The 24756-nt window shown below is 45.5% G+C and carries 26 protein-coding genes and 1 tRNA gene; 3 read left to right on the forward strand and 24 right to left on the reverse strand.

The window, feature by feature from the left end; all coding sequences use genetic code 11:
- Positions 1-283 precede the first annotated feature (283 nt).
- The 4 genes from L3V31_RS22080 to L3V31_RS08685 form a co-directional block, all read right to left on the reverse strand.
- Positions 284-538 (reverse strand): DUF6538 domain-containing protein, encoded by a 255-nt coding sequence (locus L3V31_RS22080; protein WP_346014847.1) that lies wholly within the window; start codon positions 536-538, stop codon positions 284-286.
- Between the two features lie 95 nt (positions 539-633).
- A tRNA-Ser gene (locus L3V31_RS08675) sits at positions 634-721 on the reverse strand.
- 144 nt (positions 722-865) lie between these two features.
- Positions 866-1315 carry an L-alanine exporter AlaE gene (locus tag L3V31_RS08680; RefSeq protein WP_237315680.1) on the reverse strand — a complete coding sequence of 150 codons (450 nt, stop codon included), beginning with the start codon at positions 1313-1315 and terminating at the stop codon, positions 866-868.
- Positions 1316-1730: 415 nt separating this feature from the next.
- Positions 1731-4160 carry a hybrid sensor histidine kinase/response regulator gene (locus L3V31_RS08685; protein ID WP_237315681.1) on the reverse strand — a complete coding sequence of 810 codons (2430 nt, stop codon included), beginning with the start codon at positions 4158-4160 and terminating at the stop codon, positions 1731-1733.
- Between the two features lie 52 nt (positions 4161-4212).
- Between L3V31_RS08685 and L3V31_RS08690 the strand changes: the two genes are divergently transcribed.
- Positions 4213-4824: a YecA family protein gene (locus L3V31_RS08690; RefSeq protein ID WP_237315682.1), complete on the forward strand. Its 612-nt coding sequence runs from the start codon at positions 4213-4215 to the stop codon at positions 4822-4824.
- Between the two features lie 61 nt (positions 4825-4885).
- Here the strand turns inward: L3V31_RS08690 and L3V31_RS08695 are convergent, their stop codons facing one another.
- From L3V31_RS08695 to aspS, 20 genes are all read right to left on the reverse strand, one after another.
- The gene (locus tag L3V31_RS08695) at positions 4886-6052 is read right to left on the reverse strand and encodes a glutathionylspermidine synthase family protein (RefSeq protein WP_237315683.1); all 1167 of its coding nucleotides are present in this window, start codon (positions 6050-6052) and stop codon (positions 4886-4888) included.
- A gap of 7 nt (positions 6053-6059) precedes the next feature.
- Complete coding sequence (locus tag L3V31_RS08700; RefSeq protein ID WP_237315684.1) at positions 6060-6629, reverse strand: DUF1190 domain-containing protein; 570 nt, start codon at positions 6627-6629, stop codon at positions 6060-6062.
- An 8-nt stretch (positions 6630-6637) separates the two neighbouring features.
- A complete protein-coding gene (locus tag L3V31_RS08705) occupies positions 6638-7054 on the reverse strand; it encodes a DUF350 domain-containing protein (RefSeq protein ID WP_237315685.1) in 417 nt (138 codons plus the stop codon).
- On the reverse strand, positions 7054-8097 hold the full coding sequence (locus L3V31_RS08710) for a potassium channel family protein (RefSeq protein ID WP_237315686.1): 1044 nt from the start codon (positions 8095-8097) through the stop codon (positions 7054-7056). The genes L3V31_RS08705 and L3V31_RS08710 overlap by 1 nt, the downstream gene beginning before the upstream one ends.
- Positions 8098-8215: 118 nt before the next feature.
- Positions 8216-9277: a quinolinate synthase NadA gene (gene nadA / locus L3V31_RS08715; RefSeq protein ID WP_237315687.1), complete on the reverse strand. Its 1062-nt coding sequence runs from the start codon at positions 9275-9277 to the stop codon at positions 8216-8218.
- A 211-nt stretch (positions 9278-9488) separates the two neighbouring features.
- Positions 9489-10244 carry a tol-pal system protein YbgF gene (gene ybgF, locus L3V31_RS08720; protein ID WP_237315797.1) on the reverse strand — a complete coding sequence of 252 codons (756 nt, stop codon included), beginning with the start codon at positions 10242-10244 and terminating at the stop codon, positions 9489-9491.
- 18 nt (positions 10245-10262) lie between these two features.
- The gene (gene pal / locus L3V31_RS08725) at positions 10263-10787 is read right to left on the reverse strand and encodes a peptidoglycan-associated lipoprotein Pal (protein WP_237315688.1); all 525 of its coding nucleotides are present in this window, start codon (positions 10785-10787) and stop codon (positions 10263-10265) included.
- Between the two features lie 30 nt (positions 10788-10817).
- Positions 10818-12170, reverse strand: a complete 1353-nt coding sequence (gene tolB / locus L3V31_RS08730; protein WP_237315689.1) for a Tol-Pal system beta propeller repeat protein TolB — start codon at positions 12168-12170, stop codon at positions 10818-10820.
- Between the two features lie 16 nt (positions 12171-12186).
- Positions 12187-13251 carry a cell envelope integrity protein TolA gene (gene tolA, locus L3V31_RS08735; RefSeq protein ID WP_237315690.1) on the reverse strand — a complete coding sequence of 355 codons (1065 nt, stop codon included), beginning with the start codon at positions 13249-13251 and terminating at the stop codon, positions 12187-12189.
- Between the two features lie 13 nt (positions 13252-13264).
- Positions 13265-13708: an ExbD/TolR family protein gene (locus tag L3V31_RS08740; RefSeq protein ID WP_014231361.1), complete on the reverse strand. Its 444-nt coding sequence runs from the start codon at positions 13706-13708 to the stop codon at positions 13265-13267.
- A gap of 3 nt (positions 13709-13711) precedes the next feature.
- Positions 13712-14410 (reverse strand): protein TolQ, encoded by a 699-nt coding sequence (gene tolQ / locus L3V31_RS08745; protein WP_237315691.1) that lies wholly within the window; start codon positions 14408-14410, stop codon positions 13712-13714.
- On the reverse strand, positions 14400-14819 hold the full coding sequence (ybgC, locus tag L3V31_RS08750) for a tol-pal system-associated acyl-CoA thioesterase (RefSeq protein ID WP_237315692.1): 420 nt from the start codon (positions 14817-14819) through the stop codon (positions 14400-14402). Before ybgC ends, tolQ begins: the two co-directional genes overlap by 11 nt.
- Positions 14820-14991: 172 nt before the next feature.
- Positions 14992-15294 carry a cyd operon protein YbgE gene (ybgE, locus tag L3V31_RS08755; RefSeq protein ID WP_237315693.1) on the reverse strand — a complete coding sequence of 101 codons (303 nt, stop codon included), beginning with the start codon at positions 15292-15294 and terminating at the stop codon, positions 14992-14994.
- On the reverse strand, positions 15287-15394 hold the full coding sequence (cydX, locus tag L3V31_RS08760) for a cytochrome bd-I oxidase subunit CydX (protein ID WP_000270284.1): 108 nt from the start codon (positions 15392-15394) through the stop codon (positions 15287-15289). Before cydX ends, ybgE begins: the two co-directional genes overlap by 8 nt.
- 12 nt (positions 15395-15406) lie before the next feature.
- Positions 15407-16543, reverse strand: a complete 1137-nt coding sequence (cydB, locus tag L3V31_RS08765; protein WP_237315694.1) for a cytochrome d ubiquinol oxidase subunit II — start codon at positions 16541-16543, stop codon at positions 15407-15409.
- 17 nt (positions 16544-16560) lie between these two features.
- Entirely contained in the window at positions 16561-18147 is a 1587-nt protein-coding gene (gene cydA / locus L3V31_RS08770; RefSeq protein WP_237315695.1) for a cytochrome ubiquinol oxidase subunit I, read from the reverse strand.
- Between the two features lie 462 nt (positions 18148-18609).
- Positions 18610-19614: a Holliday junction branch migration DNA helicase RuvB gene (ruvB, locus tag L3V31_RS08775; protein WP_237315696.1), complete on the reverse strand. Its 1005-nt coding sequence runs from the start codon at positions 19612-19614 to the stop codon at positions 18610-18612.
- A gap of 72 nt (positions 19615-19686) precedes the next feature.
- Positions 19687-20301, reverse strand: a complete 615-nt coding sequence (ruvA, locus tag L3V31_RS08780; RefSeq protein ID WP_237315798.1) for a Holliday junction branch migration protein RuvA — start codon at positions 20299-20301, stop codon at positions 19687-19689.
- A gap of 67 nt (positions 20302-20368) precedes the next feature.
- Complete coding sequence (gene ruvC, locus L3V31_RS08785; RefSeq protein ID WP_237315697.1) at positions 20369-20890, reverse strand: crossover junction endodeoxyribonuclease RuvC; 522 nt, start codon at positions 20888-20890, stop codon at positions 20369-20371.
- 99 nt (positions 20891-20989) lie between these two features.
- Complete coding sequence (gene aspS / locus L3V31_RS08790) at positions 20990-22768, reverse strand: aspartate--tRNA ligase (protein ID WP_237315698.1); 1779 nt, start codon at positions 22766-22768, stop codon at positions 20990-20992.
- Between the two features lie 272 nt (positions 22769-23040).
- On the opposite strand from aspS, the gene L3V31_RS08795 reads away from it, so the two are divergent.
- Both L3V31_RS08795 and cmoA read left to right on the forward strand, forming a co-directional pair.
- On the forward strand, positions 23041-23907 hold the full coding sequence (locus tag L3V31_RS08795) for a DUF72 domain-containing protein (RefSeq protein WP_237315699.1): 867 nt from the start codon (positions 23041-23043) through the stop codon (positions 23905-23907).
- A gap of 93 nt (positions 23908-24000) precedes the next feature.
- Positions 24001-24738 (forward strand): carboxy-S-adenosyl-L-methionine synthase CmoA, encoded by a 738-nt coding sequence (gene cmoA / locus L3V31_RS08800; RefSeq protein WP_237315700.1) that lies wholly within the window; start codon positions 24001-24003, stop codon positions 24736-24738.
- The last annotated feature ends 18 nt before the right edge of the window (positions 24739-24756 follow it).

Below are 24756 nucleotides of genomic sequence, written 5' to 3' on the forward strand. Positions count from 1 at the left end.
CAGGTAATTGTAATAATAGGTATCCCCTCCAGCATATAGTGCGCTGAAGGGGATTGTTTCTTTAATCACGATTTAAACATAAAGTTATAACTCTGGTAATTTTTGATTATTCGTTGATTCTTCAAAGCAGCCGCTACACCTAAAAGCTTCCCACCCCTCGAAACACTCACCAAGAAACTTAACCCAACAGGGAAATTACTTGAGAATCCGGCAGGTACACTGATAACAGGCCTTCCTGTATAGTTTGCCCAACCACAATTCGTACCTAGCTGACTAGGGTCAATCAAAGTTTCCGGAGCTTAAACTTCAGCAGGTGGTAAAGAAACTGTAGGGTAAATAAGTGCATCAAGGCTGTAATCACCAGAAGTATCATCTTCAGTTTTAACCTGCTCAGTTTTGCTTCACGGAGTTTTTTAGTTCTTAAGGAGGTCTTGAAGACGGTCTTCCCAATTATGGGAACTAAGGCTTTGGGAACAGCCATACGGAAGTAATAGACTCCCGTTTGAGGGTGTTTGTATGGAGACGTCATAATGCTCATTTGTACCTACCCTTTGTACCAGTAGGTAGCTACGCCAGAAACAACTAAGCCCTTGTAACATAAGGTTTCCTTACACTACAAGGGCTCACAGAATGTGGCGGTGAGTGAGAGATTCGAACTCTCGATACGTTGCCGTATACACACTTTCCAGGCGTGCTCCTTCAGCCACTCGGACAACTCACCGAATCAGATTGTGGTTAGCATCATTGGCTAACGAGGCGCTAATTTAATGATTATGCGGCCTATGGTCAAGGCTAAATATGAAAAAAAGCCCCGTTTTTCTGCTATTTGCTTACTAAGTAACTAAATTGAACAAAACAGTGTCAATTAAATACTTTGATAGTAGCCAGGAACTCGGAACCAACGGCGACACATGTCTAAGAAGTAGCCATACAAAATACCCATTCCGCAAGATACAACAGCGTTACTTGCTACCGCAGTGATGATCTGATCTGTGGATGCTCCTACCGCAAGCAGGATGCCTGCATACACCGGAGATTGAAAAAGCACGTACGCGATAAGGTCAGACACGTTTTTCATAAATGAAGACGGTGAAACTCTATTACCTTGACGCAACACCCAATCGCGGAAAACACCATAAGGCCAAGCGATAGCAATGTTTACAGGAATGGATAACGTACGTGATGCCAGAGACTGTTCAAACGTCATTCCTGAAATCAAAATCTCGATAATCATCCCTGTGACAAAACAAAAAACCACCATAGCAAAGGTATCCGCTGCGGCATTACGAATACAAAATGGTCCACGAGACTTCATTTATCAACCTCTAAAATCAAACACTGCAATTAATATAAAAATAAATATGATTAACTGCACATCAGCCAACCATCCAGATTATGTCGCTATTAAAACACAATATTTTTAGTTTATGTCTCCGTTTTTAAAATGAGGATGTAAATTTATAACCAAAATTTGAAACGAAAGTAGTTTAATTCACCTATTTGGACAAAAACTGCACTTTTATGATCAAAAATGGCGTAAAAAACCCAAAAATTGCTACGTTTAAGGAAGTTAGAAAAGGAGAAAAGGTAATTTTGTGGAACAAAATCTGGCACAAGAAGCCCAAAATAACTCGCTTATGCTACCAACAGGAGATAATTCAGAGCTTCCCAATTTCTTAGAACGCTGATCTATACACAATAATGACTAACGTATAAGACGCGTTGGTACGTTAAGGGGTGGCAAGCATGATTGTCAGTGCATCGATATCCGCAGGCTCAGGGGCCTCCTGACGTTGTAAATTACTTTCTATACGAGCTGTGACTTGTGCAAGTTCCTCATCGGAATGCGGCGTGATGTGCTTAATGATGGCGGAGAATACGTCCAGCGCTTCATGAAGATTGCCGTTATCAAGAGAAATGTAAAAGCTAAGTAGCAATGAGTCCGTATTTATATGATGAGAATAGTCAGCCTGTTGACTTTTCGGAGCTTGGTACTGATAGAGCAAATCTGCATGGCGGTATAGCGCGTCGTCGAGTTCTGATTCGACCACTGGCTTAGCGATAATATGGTTCACTCCAGCTTCTGTCATCAGCTCTCGTGTCTCTTTAAATACGTCTGCAGTACAGCCAAAGATGAGAACCGACTTTGTTTCTGAAGCCATTGCTCTGATGGCAGATATCGCACCAATACCGTCTAACACAGGCATATGGTTATCCATCAATATTAAGTCAAACTGCTGCGTTCTCACTTTCTCTACGGCTAACTGACCGTTTTCAACTCGAGTGCATTCAAATCCCTTAGCGCGTAAGAACGTCTCCATGATCATGGCATTGGTGGTGTTATCTTCTGCGATTAAGGCGTGTAATCCAATACAGTCCAGATTATTTTTGAGGGCCGACGATCCCGTTTCTCCCGGTTCGCAAGGGGTTAATTCAATCTCTACGGTGAACGTGGTACCAATGTTTTCCCTACTTTCAACCAAGACACCGCCCCCCATATTCTCAGCAATTTCTTTCACAATCGCCAACCCAAGCCCAGTCCCGCCAAAACGTCTGGTTGTCGAAGATTCTGCTTGCTCAAATGGGCGGAAAATACGCTTCTGTGCGTCTTCTGGTATCCCGATGCCAGTATCTTTAATCGCAATACTCAACTTAGTCGCACTTTGAGTCTCATGCTCCCTTAACGTCACCTCAACTTCACCGCGTTCGGTAAACTTGACAGCATTATTTAGCAGATTAAATAGGATCTGGCGTAGTCTTGCTTTATCGTTGTCATACCAGCGTCCGGATGGTACCTGTGAAACAACACGGAATCGCAATCCTTTCTCTTCACATAAGGTTTGATAGACACTTTTCATACTGCCGATAATAGACTCGATCGGAAATGGTGAATTAGAAAGTTCAACGTGACTATGCTCGATTTTCGAGTAATCCAGAATCTCGTTAAGCAATGTCATCATGTGATCGCCTGATTCATACAGTGTACTTAACTGCGTTCTTTGCTCATCGGTTAGCCTGGTCTTTAGTAATATTTGCGCGGTGCCCAAAACCCCGTTCATTGGCGTACGAATTTCATGAGACAACGTCGCCAGAAAAGCGGTTTTCGCATTAGTTGATGCCTGCGCTTTTATCTTTTCATGTTCTAGATATATGGTCTTTTCATTAAATTTTTTGATGAGGTGCCCTATCTCATCTTCACTGTCGTATTCAATATCGATGATTCCCCCCGTTTTCGAATCATCAATCTTTGCCGCTATTTTGAGAATGGGCTCAACGATATAACGGTTAAGTAAGTAGTAACCGACCAATACACATATAAGCAAAAACGGGATGATACCGCCTTCTACACTCATCACCTGAGCAAAAACTTGATCGGCTACACGCTCTTTCGCATTCACCACTTCCATTCGCCAGTTGAACTCTCCAAAGTGAAGTTCACTAATATACATGCCTTCCCGCAGATGGAAATTATGTTCAATAATCACGTTTGAGTTGGCATCTCGAATGTTAACGCCCAGCGAGTATTGATTGGTCTGCTCACGAATAAAATGAAACAAAGCTTCTAGAGAAACATCCACCGTTGCTACACCAGCAAACTCACCGTCTCTAAAATAAGGTGCAGAAACGGTGATCATTTGAACTTGGGTGAAACTATCAATGTAAACCGAAGACCAGCGCATAGAGCCTGCTGACGCGTTGGCTGCAACGACATACCAGAGTTCCTTATCGTATCCCGCCGATTCAGGGTTATTGTACGAATGAATTTGATCGATACTGCCATCCTGATTCTTGTTGAAAAACAGGCTGGTATACTTCCGTTGGTCAGAAAGTTGTTCAGGCTTTGGCCACAAACCACCGCTAACAATCATGTCATCGCTTAAACGTAAGATTTGAGGAATAGTCGTACTGAAAGAGCCGGTTTGATTGGGGCTTTGAGCCAGGCCTACTAGGCTGTTAAGGACACTGGTTGATGTAAGCAGCGGTTCTTTAATCTGAGAAGCTAAAAGTTGTGTTCGTAAATCGAGGTTTTGTTCTAGTTTTTCACGTACAGGCGGCTCAAGCACAAAGTACACCACCGAGCCAACCGTTGCGATAAAGAAGCAGAGGTAGAGCGTAAGTGCGAAAATACTTTTTCTGCGAAGTGACGAGCGAATTTCCATAGGTGTTAACAAATCTTCCCTAATATCGATTTATCGTTAATTGATTGGTAAGATGTCCGCAACCAACCAGCCCATGAACAGATGGTATTCTATTTTGAAACTACAAGACATTCTTTCTCTTCCAGAACTTGATGGAAAACTACTAAACCTAGCGAAGACTCAAGGCTTTGTTACCGCAATGGCATCTGCACCAAATGTATTGATGCCTCAAGAGTGGTTACCATTCTTGTGGGGTGGCGAAGAGACAGCGCCTTTTAGTGATGGCGAGCAGTTAGAACTTTACATTGATGAAATTGTACAAGTGTGGAATCAAACTCGCCCTGCGCTGCTGGACGGAACCTGGGGTTGGCCTGATGGCTGTGCGCTGGATGAAAAAGACATCGTAACGATCACCACTCGCGATTTCTGTGAAGGCGTATTACAAGGCTGGCAGTTGGCGCGTGATGATTGGGAAACTCTAATGCCAGAAGAGAGTGAAGATAACGCGCTACTTGGTGGTGTACTGCTTTCTCTGACGATGCTGTACGATCCAGAAACCACGATCGAAACGCTAGCAGAACAAGGTATGGAAGGGCTTGAGCAATTCGAAGAGATCTTCAATGCGATGCCTGTAATGCTTTGTGGTTTGACTCAACGCGGCGTGACACTCGCTGAAGCACAATAACTTCATAAAGACGTTCGCAAATAATGAAGATAATAGAGCTCTCCACGGAGAGCTTTTTTGATCAGGTCAAAATGATATGGGGAATATAACGTGCCATATCTTGAGTCACTAGATTACTATCCTCACGAATGGAAATCCCCGCAGCTCGATCATTGACCAGCCAGCTACCGATAAGCGTATGACTTTGTCCAAACTTCGGTAAGGGGTGGTATTGCTGAACAATATTTTTGCTAGATTCATAAGGCCCTGGTGTTTTCACCACGCACTGACCATTTTTAACTATCTCGATATTTGCCCCTTCACGGGAAAACAGCGGCTTAATCACATAGTCTTTTAAGCTTGCTGCTTTGGGATCGTGTGCAAAATAGGCGGGCAGTAAGTTGGGGTGGTTAGGGAAGCGTTGCCACAGCAATGGTAACAGCGCTTTATTCGAAAGAATGGACTTCCACATTGGTTCTAACCAATTAACCTTCGCGGTTGCGAGATAAGTGCTGTACGCATCCTCAAACATAAATTCCCAAGGGTAGAGTTTAAACATCCAGCGAATGGCTCGGTTATCCGCGTCAACAAACACCCCCTCTTCCGTCACGCCGATATCTTCAACGTAAACAAAAGCCGTCGATAACCCAGCCTCACGGGCGCAATCTTCCAAGTACTGCACAGTGCCTTTGTCTTCTTCGGTATATTTGCAGCAACTAAAGTGCAGCGTTTGCCCCGGCTGTAATTTGGCAATCTCAGCGAAGCGCTCGATAAGGAAGTCTTGCAGTATATTGAATTGATCCGCGCTTTGGTGAATACGCCCTTTATTGACCACATCTTCTAGCCACACCCATTGCCAGAATCCGGTTTCGAACAGAGATGTGGGCGTATCGGCATTGTTTTCGAGCAGCTTAGCTGGCCCAGAACCGTTATAAGCGAAGTCCATTCGTGAATAGAGAGACGGCTCTTTTCGTTGCCATGAAGATGCGACCTGCGACCACATCGATTCAGGAATCGCACATTGAGTCAGCAGTTGCTCACTGCGTACTACTTGGTCAACAATTTCGAGACACATCTGGTGCAGTTCTTCCGTTGGCGCTTCAAGCTCCTGTTCTATCTGCTCAAGAGTAAATTGGTAGTAAACCGTCTCGTCCCAGTACGGTTGGCCGTACATGGAATGGAAGCCAAAACCAAACTGGCGTGCTAGTTCACGCCAGTTTTCCCTTTCTCGGATGTCTCTTCGAAACATAATTCTGTTAACCGCCGCGACTACCTGAAACCGCTTTGCCAAAGCCGCCTCGGGACATAGCCTGACCAATCGTACCGCCACCACGCTTGTTCAATCGGCTACTCGCAACTTTGGTCGGCTGGTTTCGATACGAGCCATAAAACTGCCCGGCACCATTATAGTATTTCGACTTGTAACGGTACATTGGCTCTGAGTAGTAACTCTTGTTGTAGCCCTTCAGATTGCTAAGAGCGCGACTGAAAAAGAACCCATTGACGAAGGGAACATAGGAGTGATACCGAGAACTGTAATAACAGTCATCTTGGTAGAAGTCATTCTCACACTCATGCTCTGAAGTATAACGTGGGGCATTTTGCTCCGCTCTAGCCATCGCTTCCTGATAGGCAATCTCACACTGCTCACTGAATCCAGATTCCGATGATTTACACTCGTCGGCATCAAGGTAGATCGCGCCTTCCGTCGTGGACTCCTGTGTGGCAAGGTAAAAGATACCGCCAAAGGCTGCAAACGGGATAAGTCGGCTGACTTTAAAGCGCTTATCCATGGATGAACGTTTAACGTTAGAGCTGCGTTTCATCGTTTCTCCTAATACGTCATGCAGGCGGCATTAAGTACACCGACCGAAACAGATACTGCGGCAAGCACGATACCCGCAGGTAACTCGTTGTTCTCAATCCGTTCTGATACTTTTGGCATTAGAATAAAACGAACAATTCCAAACGCAATAAGCTGCGCTAACAACGCGACGACACCCCAAACCATAAAATCAATAATGCTGATTGAGTTTTTCGCCGCTCCTGCAATTGCTAGACAGTAACCAAGAAAAGCGCCACTTAACGCCACCGCTGCTGCGGTATTTTGCTCTTCTTTGATAAGTTGCCATTCATCATAAGGTGTCAATTTTATATAGACGAATTTGAACGCCAAAACGAAAACAATCGACACTGAGAAGTAGAGTAAGAAATAGGGAAATCCCGCTAACAAGTCTGCGATGATGTGCATTATTTGTCCTTTGTCATTTCGTTCCATGCAAAATCTTCAATACGTTCATCTGCAATATAAAACAGTTTGCTTTTTGGTGGTACGTCAGTATTTAGGTCCGGATTAAGCTCAATACCACCACCTAAATCTATGGCAATAAGCGTTGCATGATGATGCTTTTTAATAAAACCAAACAGGTTTTCTATCTTAGTGGTTGGTTGATTTTCAGGATAGATCACGGAGTATTGAGTCATACCTCGGGTTGAGGCAAGCAATTCCTGGTGCAATGCACTGGAACCTGGGTCCACCGCTGCCTTTGCTAACATTTCGGCTCCGACAGCTGGAATACACTCGGCTTTCGGACAATGCTGGCTCAATAAGCGACCCAGAGCTTCGTCTTTAAAATAGGCGAGCAAGTGTGCGTCAGGGTTCACCGAAGCACAATACAGTGCCGCAGAAAGCGTAATGTCATCTGACAGGTTATCAACAATAATACAGCTCGCCTCGGCGATGTTGGCGTTTCTCATCTCCTGAGAATCGGTGTAACTGGTTACTTTGATAAAATGAATCTCACCCGGTAGCGGGTTTTCAATATCCGAACGGCTGCACAGTACGACAGGACGCTTACCAGCCTCTTCATGCTGCAACATGCGGATCAGATGCATGGTTCTCGAACCATTCCACCCCAACAATACGATATGGTTTTCCACTCTTACTCTCCGTTTACCGATAATACCCGCTCGCCAATATTCCACAGCCGCACCTGCTACACGTCCCAAAAGCGCAGCAAACAGGCTTAACCCTCCCGGAATCACAAACAAGACAACGACCCACTTACCCAAGTCCGTCACCGGAGAATGGTCACCATAACCGACCGTACTCGCCGTCACCATCAGGTAATAGATGAAGCTGGAAAAGTTCTCCGTAAGTTCCGTCTCGCCCGCCAGAACCAATAACCCCCAAGAGAGGCTGATATATAAAAGGCTAATGACGATAAGGTTGCGGGTACGTAGCTTAAAAAGGTGCGAACTTAACCACTTCTTAACGACCAGCCACACTGCCATAAGTATTCAGTCCCTAAATTCATTACGTTATTACATAGTAACTCATTGATTGTAAGACACAAAAAAACCAGCCATATTCGGCTGGTTTTTGAGATTCATATTAAGATAACGCGAAAAATTATGCGTTACCCTTTACCTGCATATTAAGCTGTTCTGCGAAATCTAACATGCGGTTTAATGGGATAAGAGACTTAACGCGAAGCTCTTCATCCACAAAGATTTCATGCTCTTCACCACCTTCACGAAGTGCTTGTTCAATCGCTTTCAAACCGTTCATCGCCATCCAAGGGCAATGAGCGCAGCTGCGACATGTTGCACCAGCACCTGCTGTCGGGGCTTCGATCAGCTCTTTTTCAGGAACAAGTTGCTGCATCTTAAAGAAGATGCCTTTGTCTGTCGCCACAATCATTTGCTTATGCGGAAGCGCTTTCGCCGCCTTGATAAGCTGACTTGTTGAACCCACAGCATCTGCCAGTTCTACCACGCTTGCTGGTGATTCTGGGTGAACAAGAATTGCAGCATCAGGATAAACGCTCTTCATTTTGCGTAGTGCGTCGGCAGAGAATTCATCGTGGACCACACATTCACCTTGCCATAGCAGCATGTCTGCGCCAGTCTTGTTCGCAATGTATGAACCTAGGTGACGGTCAGGCCCCCAAATGATCGGTTTATCTTCTGCATCCAGGTGTTCAACGATTTCAAGCGCAATACTTGATGTTACCACCCAGTCTGCACGCGCTTTAACGGCTGCAGAAGTATTCGCGTAAACCACAACCGTATGGTCAGGGTGAGCATCACAGAACTCACTAAACTTATCCGCTGGGCATCCAAGATCAAGAGAACACTCCGCTTCTAATGTTGGCATTAGAATACGCTTTTCCGGAGTTAGGATCTTCGCCGACTCTCCCATAAAGCGAACGCCACCGATGATCAATGTACTTGCCGGATGACGGTTACCAAACTTCGCCATTTCTAGCGAGTCACCAACAAAACCGCCGGTCTCTTCAGCCAACGCCTGAATTTCTGGATCGGTGTAGTAGTGCGCGATCAGTACGGCATCTTTTTCTTTAAGCAGCTTTTTGATGCGCTCAATGTAAGACGCTTTCTCTTCATCGCTCAACGGAACGGGTTTTGGAGGGAATGGGTAAACAGTGTCGATTTTATCTAGTATATGGCTCATTGCTCTTGCTCTTGCTCTACGCAACTTCCTTTAATCCGCGTATTGTAACCTCGTTAATTTTCAAAAACCAACCTGTAACTAGAATTTCTAGCGGTCTAGCCGTATATCTTTGTTCCAATTAACACTTCTATTGTTTTATCTAACCATTACGCTGAACCCATAAAAGAAAAAGGAGCCAGAAGCTCCTTTTAAACATAATCAAAGACAGTGATCACAGCTTAGATGCAGCAATTTTCGCTGAGGCACTATTTGGATACTCATCGACCACTTGCTGATAAAACTTCTTCGCCTGCTCTGCATTGTTGTTACGCTCAGCGATATCGCCTAGTTTAACCAATGCATCCGCTCGCTTGTTAGAATCTTTGTAAGAAACCACCGCAACAAAGCTTTTTGCAGCTTCTTTATCCTGCTTCTTAGCGTAATACAATTGGCCTAACCAATAATGTGAGTTTGCTGAGTAGGTAGAGTCAGGATAATCCTTCTGGAATTGCTGGAATGCAGCAATTGCACCAGCGTAATCACGCTTTTTAAGGATAAGATCCACAGCGTCTTGGTAAGCCGTTTGCTCATCAGCATTCGGTGTGTACTGGCCACCCGATTCTGCTGGCTGCGTCTCTTGAGAGACGGGCGCTGACTTCATCTCACCACGCATGCGATCAAGCTCAACGAATAGCTCTCTCTGTCTCTGAAGCATTTGCTTCATTTCATGGTTGTTTCGTTCCAACTGACCTCTTAGTTCACTGATCTCTCGTGACATTTGGTCAATTTGCTCTTGCATTTGGAACTGAAGTCGGCTGCGACTTTGCAGCAGCCGTTCTAATCGTTCGACATCCGTTTCGGATGAACGACTCTTAGAAACTGAGGATGTGCTGTTGAGATCAGATACTGGAGCTGGTGCAGCGAACGCAAAGCTCGCTGCACTTGCCAGTAACGTAAGCGCAACAGCGCGCTTAGTGTTACTGAACAACATGAGGAATTCCTCGAATTAGTATACTAGAACCGCACGACGGTTTTTAGCGTACACTTCATCTGATTGACCCAGAAGAAGTGGCTTCTCTTCACCGTAGCTAACGATTGAGATTTGGTCTGCCTGAACACCTAGAGCTTGTAGGTAGTTAGCAACCGCTTGTGCACGACGCTCACCTAGCGCAATGTTGTACTCTGGAGTACCACGCTCATCAGCATGACCTTCGATAGTTACGCGTAGTGATGGGTTTTTGCTTAGGTAAGCTGCATGAGCCGCTAACATCTCTTCGTAATCACCTGCAATTGTTGAGTTATCAAATGCGAAGTAGATAGTTTGCGTTTCGCGTAGCGCTTGCTCTTTCAGCTCTTGCTCAGTCAATTGACCCGCTTGATCCATAGGCGATACGACTGTTGTTTCAACAGCACCGCTTTGGTTAGTTGCATCACCAGTGCTTGAAGCAGCGTCGTCACTTGAGCTACACGCTGTCATAGCCATAACTGGAAGCGCGATTAGTAGCCCTTTTAGAACCTTGTTAAGTTGCATCTTATTTTCCTTTATTAATCTATCTTATTATTACAAAAACGGTGACCACGCAGGCGCTCTTACACGTCCATTTGTCGCAGGTAATCTCGCTTTAAATCGGCCGTCAATGGAAACCATCGAAAGCACGTTTTTCTTATTGTACATGGAGCTATATACAACCATGCCACCGTTCGGAGCAATACTTGGAGACTCATCAAGTAAGGTCTTGGTAAGAACTTGAAGAGCGCCTGTTTCTAAATCTTGTTTTGCCAAGTTGAAGCCTGAATCACTGCGATTCACCATCACCAGAAATCGGCCGTCAGGTGTGATTTGACCACTCAGGTTCTGACTACCTTGCCAAGTTAAACGATTAGTATCACCGCTGCCCAAATCTACTTGATAAATTTGAGGTTTTCCACCCCTATCCGATGTGAAAACCAACGATTTTCCATCTGGGTGCCAGAACGGTTCTGTATTATTTGATCTGCCACGCGTAATTTGTGTGAGCTGGCGAGATCTCAGGTCGAATGTGTAGACCTGCAATGACCCCGTCTTCGACAGAACAAGTGCAAGTTTGCTTCCATCTGGCGAAAACTTAGGTGCACCGTTGTGACGAGGATAAGAAGTAATCTTTTCTCGTTCGCCAGTGTAGATATTCATGATGTAAATTTCAGACTGACCGTTTTGGAAGCTTACATACGCTAGCTTCTGGCCATCTGGAGACCAAGACGGTGACATCAACGGCTGTTTAGAGCGAAGTACCAAACGCTCGTTGTAACCGTCGTAGTCAGAAACACGCAGTTGGTAAGGGAAACGTTCGGTGTCACTCACTACTACATAGGCAATTCGGGTCATGAATGCGCCACGGTCACCCGTCAGTTGCTCATAAACCAAATCGGAAATTCGGTGAGCGTATTCACGCATGCGAGACGCTTCTACCGTCGCAACTTTGTTGAACAGCACATGGTCTTTCGATAGTACTAACTCACCATCACTGCCTAGTGCTTTACCCTGACCGCCTGTTAGCTGACCACGGACAATATCAACCAGCTGGTAGTTAACCACGTAATTACCCTGCTCATTTTGAGTAATTGAGCCTGTCAGTAAGGCATCAACGCCAAGGTTGGTCCATGAATCAAAGTTAACCTCAGATTCATTAAAAGGCGTCTGTGGCATTTTGTTCGTCGGTACCGGGCTGAATTTTCCGCTGCGTTGCAAATCAGAGGCTATCACCGCAGAAATATCTGTTGGAAGCGGCGCGGCACCTTCCCATTTAAATGGAACCACAGCAATTGGTCGTGCTGAATCTATACCGTCGGTAATAACCAACTCTAGTGCAGCGTTCGCTACATTCGTCATACTGCTTAGCAGTACAAACATTCCTAGTAAAAGGCGTTTAATCACGTCTCTGTTCCTTTATTTAGTACTCAACAGTTAAGTTAATATTTCTTACTTGTTCAATAACATCTGGATCTTTAGGCATAGGGAAGCTGCCAACTTGGGTTACAGCACTTTTTGCGGCATTACACAGACGAGTGTCACCGTTCAACACAGCAACGCTTCTTACAACACCATCAGTGCCAGTAGGAACCAGCTTTACATTCAGCCTACACGACTTTCCCGTAAGATAATCATCCTTAATAATACGGCTTTCTATCAACTGCTTGTAAATAGCGGCATAACGACCCAATTCTGATTGTACATGTTTGCTTTTGGCTTGCTTATTTAGCTCTGATTCATCTTCTAAGCCAGCAAAAATGTCATCCAATGCTGCTTCTTGTAGCTTACGTTCACGTTCAGCTTTCTCAGCAGCTTCTCGAGCTTTACGTTCTCGCTCTGCCGCCTCTTTGGCCGCTTTTTCTTTTGCGATACGTTCTTGCTCGGCTTTTTGCGCTGCTTCACGTTCACGACGCGCTTTTTCTTCTGCTTCTTTCGCTGCTTTCTCGCGCGCCACACGTTCTTGTTCTGCTTTGGCAATCGCCGCTTCTTTCGCTAAACGTTCCTGCTCCGCTTTACGTACTGCCTCTTCTTTAACTTTACGTTCTTTTTCAAGCTTAGCAGCTCGCTCTTGCTCTTTGCGAACACGTTCCTCTTCGGCTTTGCGCTCCTGCTCTTTTTTCTTGCGTTCCGCTTCTGCTTCACGCGCGGCTTGAGCATCTTTAGCTTGTTGCTCTTTCAGCTTACGAATTTGCTCTTCTTCAGCTTTGCGATTTTTTTCCAGCTGCTCAGCTTCACGTCTTAATTTATCAAGACGTTCTTGCTCTTTCTTAGCGGCTTTTTCGCGTTGCTGACGAATCTCTTTCGCTTGTTGCTGAACAAGCTTAGGATCAATAACAACAGCCTGAACCATCTGTCCCGTTGGTTCAGGTTTTGACATTGTTAGATCCGTACCCCAAAGCAATGCGACGACCAACAGGGCGTGCAAACCCACCGATATCATTATTGGCTTGGAGTACTCTTTCGTCTGGTTCTTTTTTTCTTTCATGAATAGTTGACGTTTATTCCCTGATATCGGTCAGGAGCCCTACTTTAGGGATACCAGCACGACTCAATTCATCAAGTAGAAGGACTACATCTGCGTACGGCGTCGCTGCATCGCCACCTACCGCAACAGGTGAATCAGGTTTAAGCGATCGCTCAGCTTTAACACGTACAATCACATCTTGCAGCGATAAGCCACGTTGAACTTCTTCATCGTTGACACTCAGACCCAAGTTACCATCGCGATCAATTTCGATAATGATGAAACTACTATCAGTATCTCCTGCTAGCTCCTGCGCGGGTGTTGCGTTTGAAGTCTTGGGTAGTTCAACGTCGACACCTTGCGTCACGAATGGAGCGGTTGCCATGAAAATGATCAACAGTACTAACATCACGTCGATATAAGGTACAACGTTGATCTCTGCCGTCATTTTGCGCTTTTTAGGTTGGTAACCCGCCATGCTTTATTCCTTATCCGCGCTGTCTCGGCCAGCCATCGCCTGGCGATGAAGGATGCTGTGGAATTCTTCGGAGAAAGTCGCGTAAGTATGTTCAAGTTTACTTACTTTGTTGCTTAGTCGGTTGTAGGCCATTACGGCAGGGATGGCAGCAAACAGACCCATAGCCGTCGCGATCAACGCTTCTGCGATACCTGGTGCAACCATCGAAAGGGTTGCTTGTTTTACTTCACCCAGCGCGATAAACGCATGCATGATGCCCCATACAGTACCAAACAGACCAATGTACGGGCTGATTGAACCTACCGTAGCTAGGAAAGGTAAGCTGGTTTCAAGCTCATCGACTTCACGAGCAACCGCAACGCGCATTGCACGTCCTGTACCTTCCATAATATAAGCTGGAGAGTTCGCGTTGCTCTTACGCAGACGCGCAAATTCTGTAAAACCGGCGTAGAAGATTTCTTCTGTGCCAATGATTTCGTCTTTACGGCTCTTCACCTTTTGGTAAAGCTGAGAAAGATCCGTACCTGACCAGAATTTATCGTCAAATGATTCTGCATCTTTTGACGCATGGGAAAGCACTTTGCTGCGCTTAATGATCATTGCCCATGACGCAATCGACATACCAAGTAGTGTCAGCATCACAAGTTTTACCAACAGACTTGCCTGAAGAAAGAGATCTAAAATGGAAATATCAGCAGTCACTATTTGTTAGCTCCGAATTAATAAACGCTGGAATAGCTATTGGTTTCATTTTCTTATTATCGATACATGCTACCTTAACAAGGGTACTGCACAATATCCGCCCTTGATCATTGACCAACTCTTGACAGAATTGTAAAGACACACGTTTTATTTCTGACACTCGGGTTACGACTGTCAGATGTTCGTCCAGTGTTGCACCTTGTTTGAAATCGATATCCATGTGTCGGACAACAAAACCGATGTTTTGTTCCAGTAACACTTGTTGAGAGATACCTTTCGCACGCAACATTTCAGTGCGGGCACGCTCAAAGAATTTAAGATAATTTGAATGATAAACAACGCCGCCCGCGTCTGTGTCTTCATAGTACACGGTGATCGGCCAGCAGAATGAGTTAGATGTGCCTTGCAAGAGAGTACCAATAGAGTCAATTCTTTAAAGTAGTTACTATAACTTAAGCAATATGAATTGGTACCAAGTGAGCGGAATATTTTTGATTTTTGTAGAAAAAATAAAAGCCAGACAAGATGTCTGGCTCCTAATCGATGATGAAATAACCGACTTTATTTCAGCTTATTTCAAGCTACGTGAAATAAAGTAAAGTTAAGTAGAATAAGATAGTCAGAGAGAAGTACGGGCTGAATAGTACCTGCCAATACCAACTTCTCGGCTTGAAGCCCACTCCAAACACCATGCTTGAGCACACTGCCCAAATCAATGCTGGAGCGATGACGGCGTTAAATCCACCAATCGCTTGGCTGTACGCTTCTGGCTCCCACATCACCAATCCAACATGCATAAAGCCAAGGATGAGAGATAAGACTCTCAGCAGAGTCTTATCTGTTGGTTGATGTAACTTCGCTACCTTATCAGCGAGATCACTCACTGTCTTTATCCATCATTTCTGAGTGCTCTAACCAAAGAGCGTTGATGATACCGAATGCACAAGCAAGTAGTACACCTAGAATCCATGCGAAATACCACATAGTAATAGCTCCTTAGTAAAGTGAGTTTTTGTTGTCTTCAATGTATTTATCATCCAAGCGACCGAACATCTTGTAGTAAGTCCAAGACGTGTAACCAAGGATGATTGGCACCATAACAAACGCAACACCTGTCATTAGGTTAAGCGTCAGTTCAGATGAAGTCGCATCCCACATCGTCAAGCTGTGGTTAGGCACTAGATCTGACGGCATGATGAATGGGAACATCGCGAAGCCAGCAGTAAAGATAATACCCGCAACACCAAGACTTGAAGTGATGAATGAAGTCGCACACTTTTCAAGACGTGATGCCAATACAGTAAGCAGTGGCATCGCAACACCTAGTACAGGTGCAGTCCATAGCAGTGGGTGGGTTTCAAAGTTCTTCATCCACGCACCAGCTTCACGAATCACCTCTTTGTTTAGAGGGTTAGACGCAGCATTGGTATCAATACCACCAACAATTACGTAGCCTTCAATGTTCTGAACCCAGAAACCAGCAACAACAAACGTTAGCACGGTTAGCAAACCAGTAAGCTGAGCGACATTACGCGCACGAGTATGCACTTCGCCAGTAGTCTTCATCTGTAGCCAGCTCGAACCTTGCATCAGAATCATGAACAAGCTTACTAGGCCACACAGCAACGCGAATGGGTTTAGCAGACCAAAGAACGAACCGTGATACGTTGGCATCAGAAAGTCACTCAACTGGAATGGAACACCTTGCAGAAGGTTACCAAACGCCACACCAAAGATAATTGGTGGAACAAAGCCACTGATTGAGATACAAATGTCCCAGTTTCTGCGCCATTTTGGATCTTCAATTTTCGAGCGGTAGTCCAGACCAAGAGGACGCAGCCATAGTGCAGCAAGCGTCAGGATCATTGCCAGGTAGAACCCAGAGAACGACGTTGCGTAAACCAGAGGCCATGCCGCGAATAGTGCACCACCCGCAGTGATAAGCCATACTTGGTTACCATCCCAGTGTGGGGCGATTGAGTTAATCATGACACGACGTTGTGTGTCGCTTTTACCGATAACAGGTACAAGCGCGCCTACACCCATATCGAATCCATCTGTTACTGCAAAACCAACTAGTAGAACACCGATCAGTACCCACCAGATGAATCGCAAGATTTCGTAATCAAACATCTTGTTGTCTCCTTGTCTTACGCTTCTACTTGGCGACTAACTTTGTCTTCAACAGAGTCAGCGTTTTGCTCGAAGTGGTAACGGCCTGTTTTCAGGCTGCTAGGACCTTTACGAGCGAATTTCACCATTAGATATACTTCTGCAATCAAGAATGCCGTGTAAAGCGCCAGAATCGCGAATAGTGAAGTCAATATTTCACCAGCGGTTAGCGCTGAAGCGGCGACATGTACTGGTAGGATTTCACCCACCGCCCATGGTTGACGACCAAATTCTGCGACAAACCAACCCGCCTCGATCGCAATCCATGGAAGTGGAATACTGAATAGCGCAGCTTTAAGTAGCCATGTCTTCTGAGTGATTTTCTGACGACATGTTTGGATGAACGACAAACCAAATACGAATAGCATGATGAAGCCACACGCAACCATGATACGGAACGACCAGAATAGTGGCCACACGGTTGGGATAGAGTCGTCTGCTGCAGCTTGAATCTGCTCTTCTGTCGCATCAACAACATTGTCTGTGTAGCGTTTTAGAAGTAGACCGTAGCCAAGGTCACCTTTCACTTCGTCAAACGCGGCCATATTGGCATCAGACTTATCACCCGCACGCAATTTCTCAAGTAGCTCGTACGCGTACATACCGGTACGGATACGCTCAACGTGTTCTTCACGCAGATCACGCAGACCTGTAACCTGCTCATCAATAGAGCGAGTTGCGATGATACCCATTACGTAAGGGATTTTAACTGCGTAGTCAGTATGCATGTCGTCTTGGTTAGGAATACCAAATAGTGTGAACGCTGCTGGTGCTGGCTCTGTGTGCCATTCTGCTTCTACTGCAGCAAGCTTCACTTTTTGGACTTCACCAAGCTCATAGCCTGATTCGTCACCAAGAACGATGGTAGAAAGAATAGCTGCCATACCGAAAGAAGCGGCAATAGCAAATGAACGACGAGCGAACGCAACATCACGACCTTTCAATAGGTAGTATGAACTGATGCCTAGAACAAACATTGCGCCACAGGTGTAACCAGAAGCAACCGTGTGAACGAACTTAACCTGAGCAACTGGGTTAAACACAACCTCAGCAAAGCTCACCATTTCCATTCGCATGGTTTCGAAGTTGAATTCCGCGCCAACTGGGTTTTGCATCCAGCCGTTCGCAATCAGAATCCACAGTGCTGAGAAGTTAGAACCTAAAGCCACCAACCAAGTTACTGCTAAGTGTTGACGTTTAGATAGACGATCCCACCCGAAGAAGAATAGACCAACAAAAGTTGATTCCAGGAAGAACGCGACCAGTGCTTCAATCGCTAGTGGTGCACCGAAGATGTCACCTACATAGTGGGAGTAATAGGACCAGTTCGTACCAAACTGGAATTCCATGGTAAGGCCAGTTGCCACACCAAGCGCAAAGTTAATACCAAACAGCTTACCCCAGAACTTGGTCATGTCCTTATAGATTTGCTTGTTCGTCATTACGTACAACGACTCCATAATGGCCAGTAGGAAGGCCATACCAAGGGTCAATGGTACGAATAGGAAGTGATACATCGCTGTTAGTGCAAACTGCAACCGCGATAGATCAACTACGTCAATCATGGTAACTCCTATGTGTCGGCTGAATGACACTCTCTACATATTACAATCCATAATCAGGTGTTATTCACACATGAAATATGTTGAATTGTCACAACTTTTTGTTGCGAAAATGTACTTCGTTGGTTAGTTAATTGTTAAGCATCAGCTAATATAGCTGTGGCTAATATTACTTGTAAAAACACAATGTTTCAAAAGATTTATAGCCAGAATGCGCTTTGATACACATCAATATTTATGCACAGAACGTGGACAAAAATCCATCACCTTGACGCAAATCAAACAACACCTGACGCAAATGTTAAGGCTGGGTAATGGGAGGAGAGAATGACGGGGCACAAGCAAACATTAGCGCAACAAATGGCACCTTTCTATTAACTAAAAAGAAATTAAAGAAATCGAAGAAATGAGAGGTAGATCACCAAAAGTAAAAAGGCTGCGCATTTTGCCCAGCCTTTTTACTTTCTATTTTTCGATGCCAAAGTGGAGATAAGCCCGATCAGTGGCAATTCTACCCCGTGGTGTTCGCTGTAAATAACCTTGTTGAATCAGATAAGGCTCTAAGACATCTTCTATGGTGTCTTTCTCTTCACCAATAGCCGCAGCCATATTATCTAAGCCAACCGGACCTCCACCGAATTTTTCCATAATCGCCAGGAGAAGTTTGCGGTCCATGTAGTCGAAGCCCTGAGCATCAACATCAAGCATGTTTAGCGCTTTATCTGCGACATCAGCGCAGATGTGACCATTGCCTTTTACTTCTGCATAATCACGCACACGACGTAACAAGCGATTTGCAATACGAGGTGTTCCACGAGCACGACGTGCGACCTCTAAAGCCCCTTCCGGATCCATAGAGAGGCCTAAACAATCTGCACTGCGCTGGACAATGTCCTGCAGGTCTTTAATTTTATAAAACTCAAGGCGCTGCGTGATACCAAAACGATCGCGCAATGGTGACGTCAGTGAACCAGCACGCGTCGTTGCGCCGATTAAGGTAAATGGTGGCAAATCAATTTTAATTGAGCGAGCGGCCGGGCCTTCCCCAATCATAATATCCAACTGGTAATCTTCCATCGCCGGATAGAGCACCTCTTCAACCATTGGGCTTAATCGGTGAATTTCATCGATAAAGAGAACATCGTTTTCTTCTAAGTTGGTGAGCAGTGCGGCTAAATCCCCCGCCTTTTCCAACACAGGACCTGAAGTGGTACGAATGTTAACTTCCATTTCGTTAGCAACGATATTGGCGAGTGTGGTTTTACCCAAGCCAGGAGGACCAAAAATCAGCAGGTGATCTAACGCTTCATTACGCAGCTGTGCCGCTTTAATAAAGATCTCCATCTGGCCTCGAACGTGATCCTGACCTTGGTAGTCTTCTAACTTTTTGGGGCGAATTGCACGGTCAACGACGTCTTCTTCCCGAAAAGCCGGGTTTTCTGGCGCGATTAAACGATCAGCTTCAATCATCTTGTTACCTTGAAAAAATGGTTACCTGAGAGAATGGATTACCTTGGGCAAATTGTTACCTTCGGACTGGCGTTACACCATTGATTTTAGAGCTTCACGGATAAGCTGCTCGCTGTTCATATCCGGTTTAGCGATTTGAGCAACGACTTTCGAGGCTTGCGTTGGTTTGTATCCCAGAGCAAGCAGTGCACTGATCGCCTCTTCTTCCGCGTTATTCGACGTGGCAGATGCAGAGTCGGATGGAGCAGCGTCTGTGAATGGGGTAAATAGGTCACCCGCCCCCCATCCTTTCAGACGGTCTTTCATTTCAACCACCAAGCGCTCAGCCGTTTTCTTACCAACGCCCGGCAGCTTAACGAGTGTTGACACATCCTCTCGCTCTACACAAGTGACAAACTGACTTGCAGTCATGCCAGACAAGATACCCAAACCCAATTTAGGACCAACGCCGTTTGCTTTAATAACTTCACGGAACAGCGCGCGCTCTTTTACGGTATTAAAACCATAAAGCAGTTGAGCATCTTCGCGAACAACAAAATGAGTATAAATGATGGCTTCTTCGCCGATGTTTGGCAGCTCGTAAAAACAGCTCATTGGCATCTGAACTTCATAACCAATGCCGTTAACTTCAATTAAAACTTCAGGTGGTTGCTTTTCAAGCAAGGTGCCGCGAAGACGTCCAATCACGATAAATACTCTTTGGAAATGAATTTGCGACAGGATAATAAAGAACTGGATAGACATCCAGTTAATTTTACCGGTAGCGTCCTTTTCGTGCACTGGTCGCCTTTCCCGCCAGAGCGACGAGCGTTTTGTTGGTATTGGCATGACAGATCGCTACGCCAAGTGCATCGGCTGCGTCGGCTTGCGGTTTTGCTGGTAACTTTAGCATCTGCTGAACCATATGCTGAACTTGCGCTTTATCCGCTCCACCAGTTCCAACCACAGCCTGTTTAATAAGACGCGCAGCGTATTCATAAACAGGTAAATCCGCATTTACTGCAGCCACAATTGCACTGCCTCGTGCCTGTCCCAGTTTTAACGCAGAATCGGCATTCTTCGCCATAAAAACTTGCTCAATAGCGAATACGTCTGGCTGAAACTGAGTAATGATTTCAGTGACACCTGCATAAATTTGTCTGAGTCGACCTGGGAGCTCTTTTTCAGACATACGGATACAGCCGCTGCCAAGATATTGCAAATGGCGGCCTTGTTGGCGAATGACACCGTAGCCGGTAATACGTGAGCCTGGGTCAATGCCCAAAATAATTGACATTAAGTTTCCTAATCAACAACTCATTAGATTTATTAGAATATATTTCATTAAAACAAAAACTCCCGCAATTGCGGGAGTTTTTCTTCAATTGTTGTGCGCTTATTCTGCGTCTTTTTCTTTTGCTACCGTTACCGCAACCGCCAGCTCTTCTAGCGCTGCCGGGTTTGCAAGGCTTGGTGCGTCTGTCAGTAGACAAGAAGCCGCAGTTGTTTTCGGGAACGCGATTACGTCACGGATGTTTTCTGTACCACATAGCAGCATAACCAGACGGTCCAGACCGAATGCAAGACCTGCATGCGGAGGCGTACCGAATTTCAGTGCGTCTAGCAAGAAGCCGAATTTTAGTCGCTGCTCGTCAGCATCAATACCTAGGATATCGAACACTGCTGCTTGCATTTCTGCGTTGTGAATACGTACAGAACCGCCGCCCACTTCGTAGCCGTTAAGAACCATATCGTATGCGTTTGAGTTCGCTGCTGCAGGGTTCGCTTTTAGCTCTTCCGCATTAACACCTAGAGGCGATGTGAATGGGTGGTGCATCGCGTGCAGGTTGCCTTCGTCATCTTCTTCGAACATTGGGAAGTCAACAACCCATAGTGGTGCCCATGCAGACTCGTCGGTTAGCTCTAGGTCTTTACCCAGTTTCAGACGTAGCGCACCCATTGCTTCTGCAACGATGCCCGCTTTGTCTGCGCCGAATAGGATGATGTCACCAGACTCTGCTTGAGTGCGGTCTAGGATACCGTTGATCACGTCTTCGTTTAGGAACTTAGCCACTGGAGATTGGATACCTTCCATACCTGCCGCACGGTCGTTAACCTTCATCCAAGCCAGACCTTTCGCGCCGTAGATACCAACGAACTCAGCGTAGCCGTCGATTTGCTTACGCGTAAGAGATGCGCCACCTGGTACACGGATTACCGCAACGCGACCTTTCTCGTCGTTTGCCGGACCAGAGAACACTTTGAACTCAACGTCTTTTACAAGATCAGCAACGTCTACTAGTTCTAATGGGTTACGTAGATCTGGTTTGTCAGAGCCGAAACGACGAATTGCTTCAGCAAACGGCATTACAGGGAACTGACCTAGGTCTACGTTTAGTAGCTCTTGCCACATATCGCGAACCATGTTTTCTGTCACTTCACGAACTTGATCAGCTGTCATGAATGACGTTTCGATATCGATCTGAGTGAATTCTGGCTGACGGTCAGCACGCAAGTCTTCATCACGGAAACACTTAACGATTTGGTAGTAACGGTCAAAACCAGACATCATTAGCAGCTGTTTGAATAGCTGTGGAGACTGAGGAAGCGCGTAGAAGCTACCTTTGTGAACACGGCTTGGTACCAAGTAGTCACGAGCACCTTCTGGCGTCGCTTTAGTCAGTACTGGCGTTTCGATATCCAGGAAACCATTGTCATCTAGGAAACGACGCACAAAGCTAGACGCTTTAGCACGTAGCTTGATGCGGTCGCTCATTTCAGGGCGACGCAGGTCTAGGTAACGGTACTTCAGACGCTGCTCTTCAGAGTTCTTTTGGTTGAAGTCTAGTGGCAGAACGTCAGCGCGGTTGATGATTTCAAGCCCTTTCGCAAGGATCTCTACTTCACCTGTTGCCATGTCTTTGTTTGCTTGGCTTTCAGGACGAACGCGCACTTCACCCGTTAGTTTGATACAGAATTCATTACGAAGTGTGTTAGCCACTTCATACGCATCCGCCATATCTGGATCTACAACTACCTGAACGATGCCTTCACGATCTCGCATATCAATAAAAATAAGACCGCCTAAATCACGGCGACGGTTAACCCAGCCGCAAAGTTCTACAGTTTGTCCTGCAAGGGACTTGTTCAGGTGACCACAGTAATGGGTACGCATAATGAAATTCCCAATCTCTCAAAAGTTGTTGACTACGCTCTGTCGGCTTCATTGCCAAGCAGAGTAAAGATTCCGTTATACGCTGAAAGTCTATGAAAATCGACTACTCAGCGTACAATTAAGTGTGTTTTATCATTCATTGGTGCTTTTTAGTACTACAACTGTTCAAAACCGCACCAAAGCGAAAAAATTGGTACTGATTATAACGTGAAATTACCTATTTCAGCAAAACTCTCGTAAAGTGAACGCAGTAATAAATGTAAAGAAGAACGATGGATAACTTACCCCTTCGACTTGGATTAACCATGTGGTCACATAACCTGTGGCAACATAGCTTTTATGGCAGTGGCACCAAACCTGCTGGGCGTTTGGAGAAATACGCGCAGGTGTTTCATACCGTAGAAGGTAACACCACATTTTACGCGACGCCTTCACACAATACCGTGCAAAACTGGAAAGCGGCAACTCATGACGATTTCAAATTCACCTTTAAGCTGCCGAAAGCCATCACCCACCAGCAAATGCTCAGAGGATGTGATGCGCAGTTACGTGACTTTATGAAAGTGATGGAACCACTACATGAGCGCGTTGGTCAATGGACGCTCCAATTACCCGCCGCCTTTGGTCCTGAATACCTCGATCGTTTAAAGAAGTTTTGCGCCAGTTTTCCGCCAAACTTCCCTCTTGGCGTAGAAGTCCGTCATATGGCGTTTTTCTCCAAAGGTGACGAGGAGCGAGCACTCAATCAATGGCTGATAGAAAATGGTATCGACCGAATTATCATGGATAGTCGGCCGGTGTTTGCAGCAAAACCGGAAACGGAAGCGATCATCGATGCGCAGATGAAAAAGCCAAAAGTGCCGGTACACGCGATTGCGACCGCTTCTCACCCTATGATCCGCTTTATCGGCCATCCGGAAGAGCAGCAAAACTATGACTTCTTCACGCCTTGGCTGACGAAGCTATCGCAATGGATTACAGAGGGTAAACAACCGTATGTGATGATCCACACTGCCGACAACATCATAGCGCCGGAACTGGCTTCGAACCTGTATAAACATCTGCAAAAACACACTTCACTCCCTGACTTGGCTGCCTTCCCTGCCAACGATGGCAACGACCAGTTGCAGATGTTCTAAAGCAGTACATGACAGGGGCGATAATTTCTCATAAAATACGCGCCTTTTTTGATGCCTGACGTTTTCAGTCGGCTTGTATGCAGAGATTTGGTTATGAACCCTAAGAGCAATCCAGATACTATTTTTTCGGCTCCAATCGATAAAATTGGGGATTTCACGTTTGATGAACGCGTAGCGGAAGTATTTCCTGACATGATTCAGCGCTCCGTACCAGGGTACAGCAACATTATTTCTGCAATTGGCATGCTGGCTGAACGCTTTGTTAAGCCTCATTCAAACATTTATGATCTAGGTTGCTCTTTAGGTGCGGCGACGCTTTCCATGCGACGTCATATCAAGCAAGAAGGTTGTAAAATCATCGCTGTCGATAATTCACCCGCCATGGTGGAGCGATGTAAACTGCACGTGAATGCTTACCGCAGCGACACGCCTGTAGAAGTCGTTGAAGAAGATATACGTAATATCGAAATTGAAAACGCTTCGGTAGTCGTCCTGAACTTCACACTTCAGTTCCTTTCTCCGGATGACCGATACACGTTATTAGAGAAAATTTACGCAGGCCTGCGCCCAGGCGGCATTTTGATTCTGTCTGAAAAATTCGTCTTTGAAGATGAAGTGTCTAATGAACTATTGATAGATCTTCACCACGACTTTAAACGTGCAAATGGCTATAGCGAACTGGAAATCAGTCAAAAACGCAGCGCAATAGAAAATGTAATGCGTCCGGATTCTAAGAAAGACCATAAAGAACGTTTCGCAAAAATTGGATTCTCTAGCTACGATGTCTGGTTCCAGTGCTTTAACTTCGGGTCTATGTTTGCAATCAAGTAACCATTCGAACTTAAACTC

Source organism: Vibrio sp. J1-1 (genome assembly GCF_021728395.1).
Lineage (GTDB): Bacteria > Pseudomonadota > Gammaproteobacteria > Enterobacterales > Vibrionaceae > Vibrio.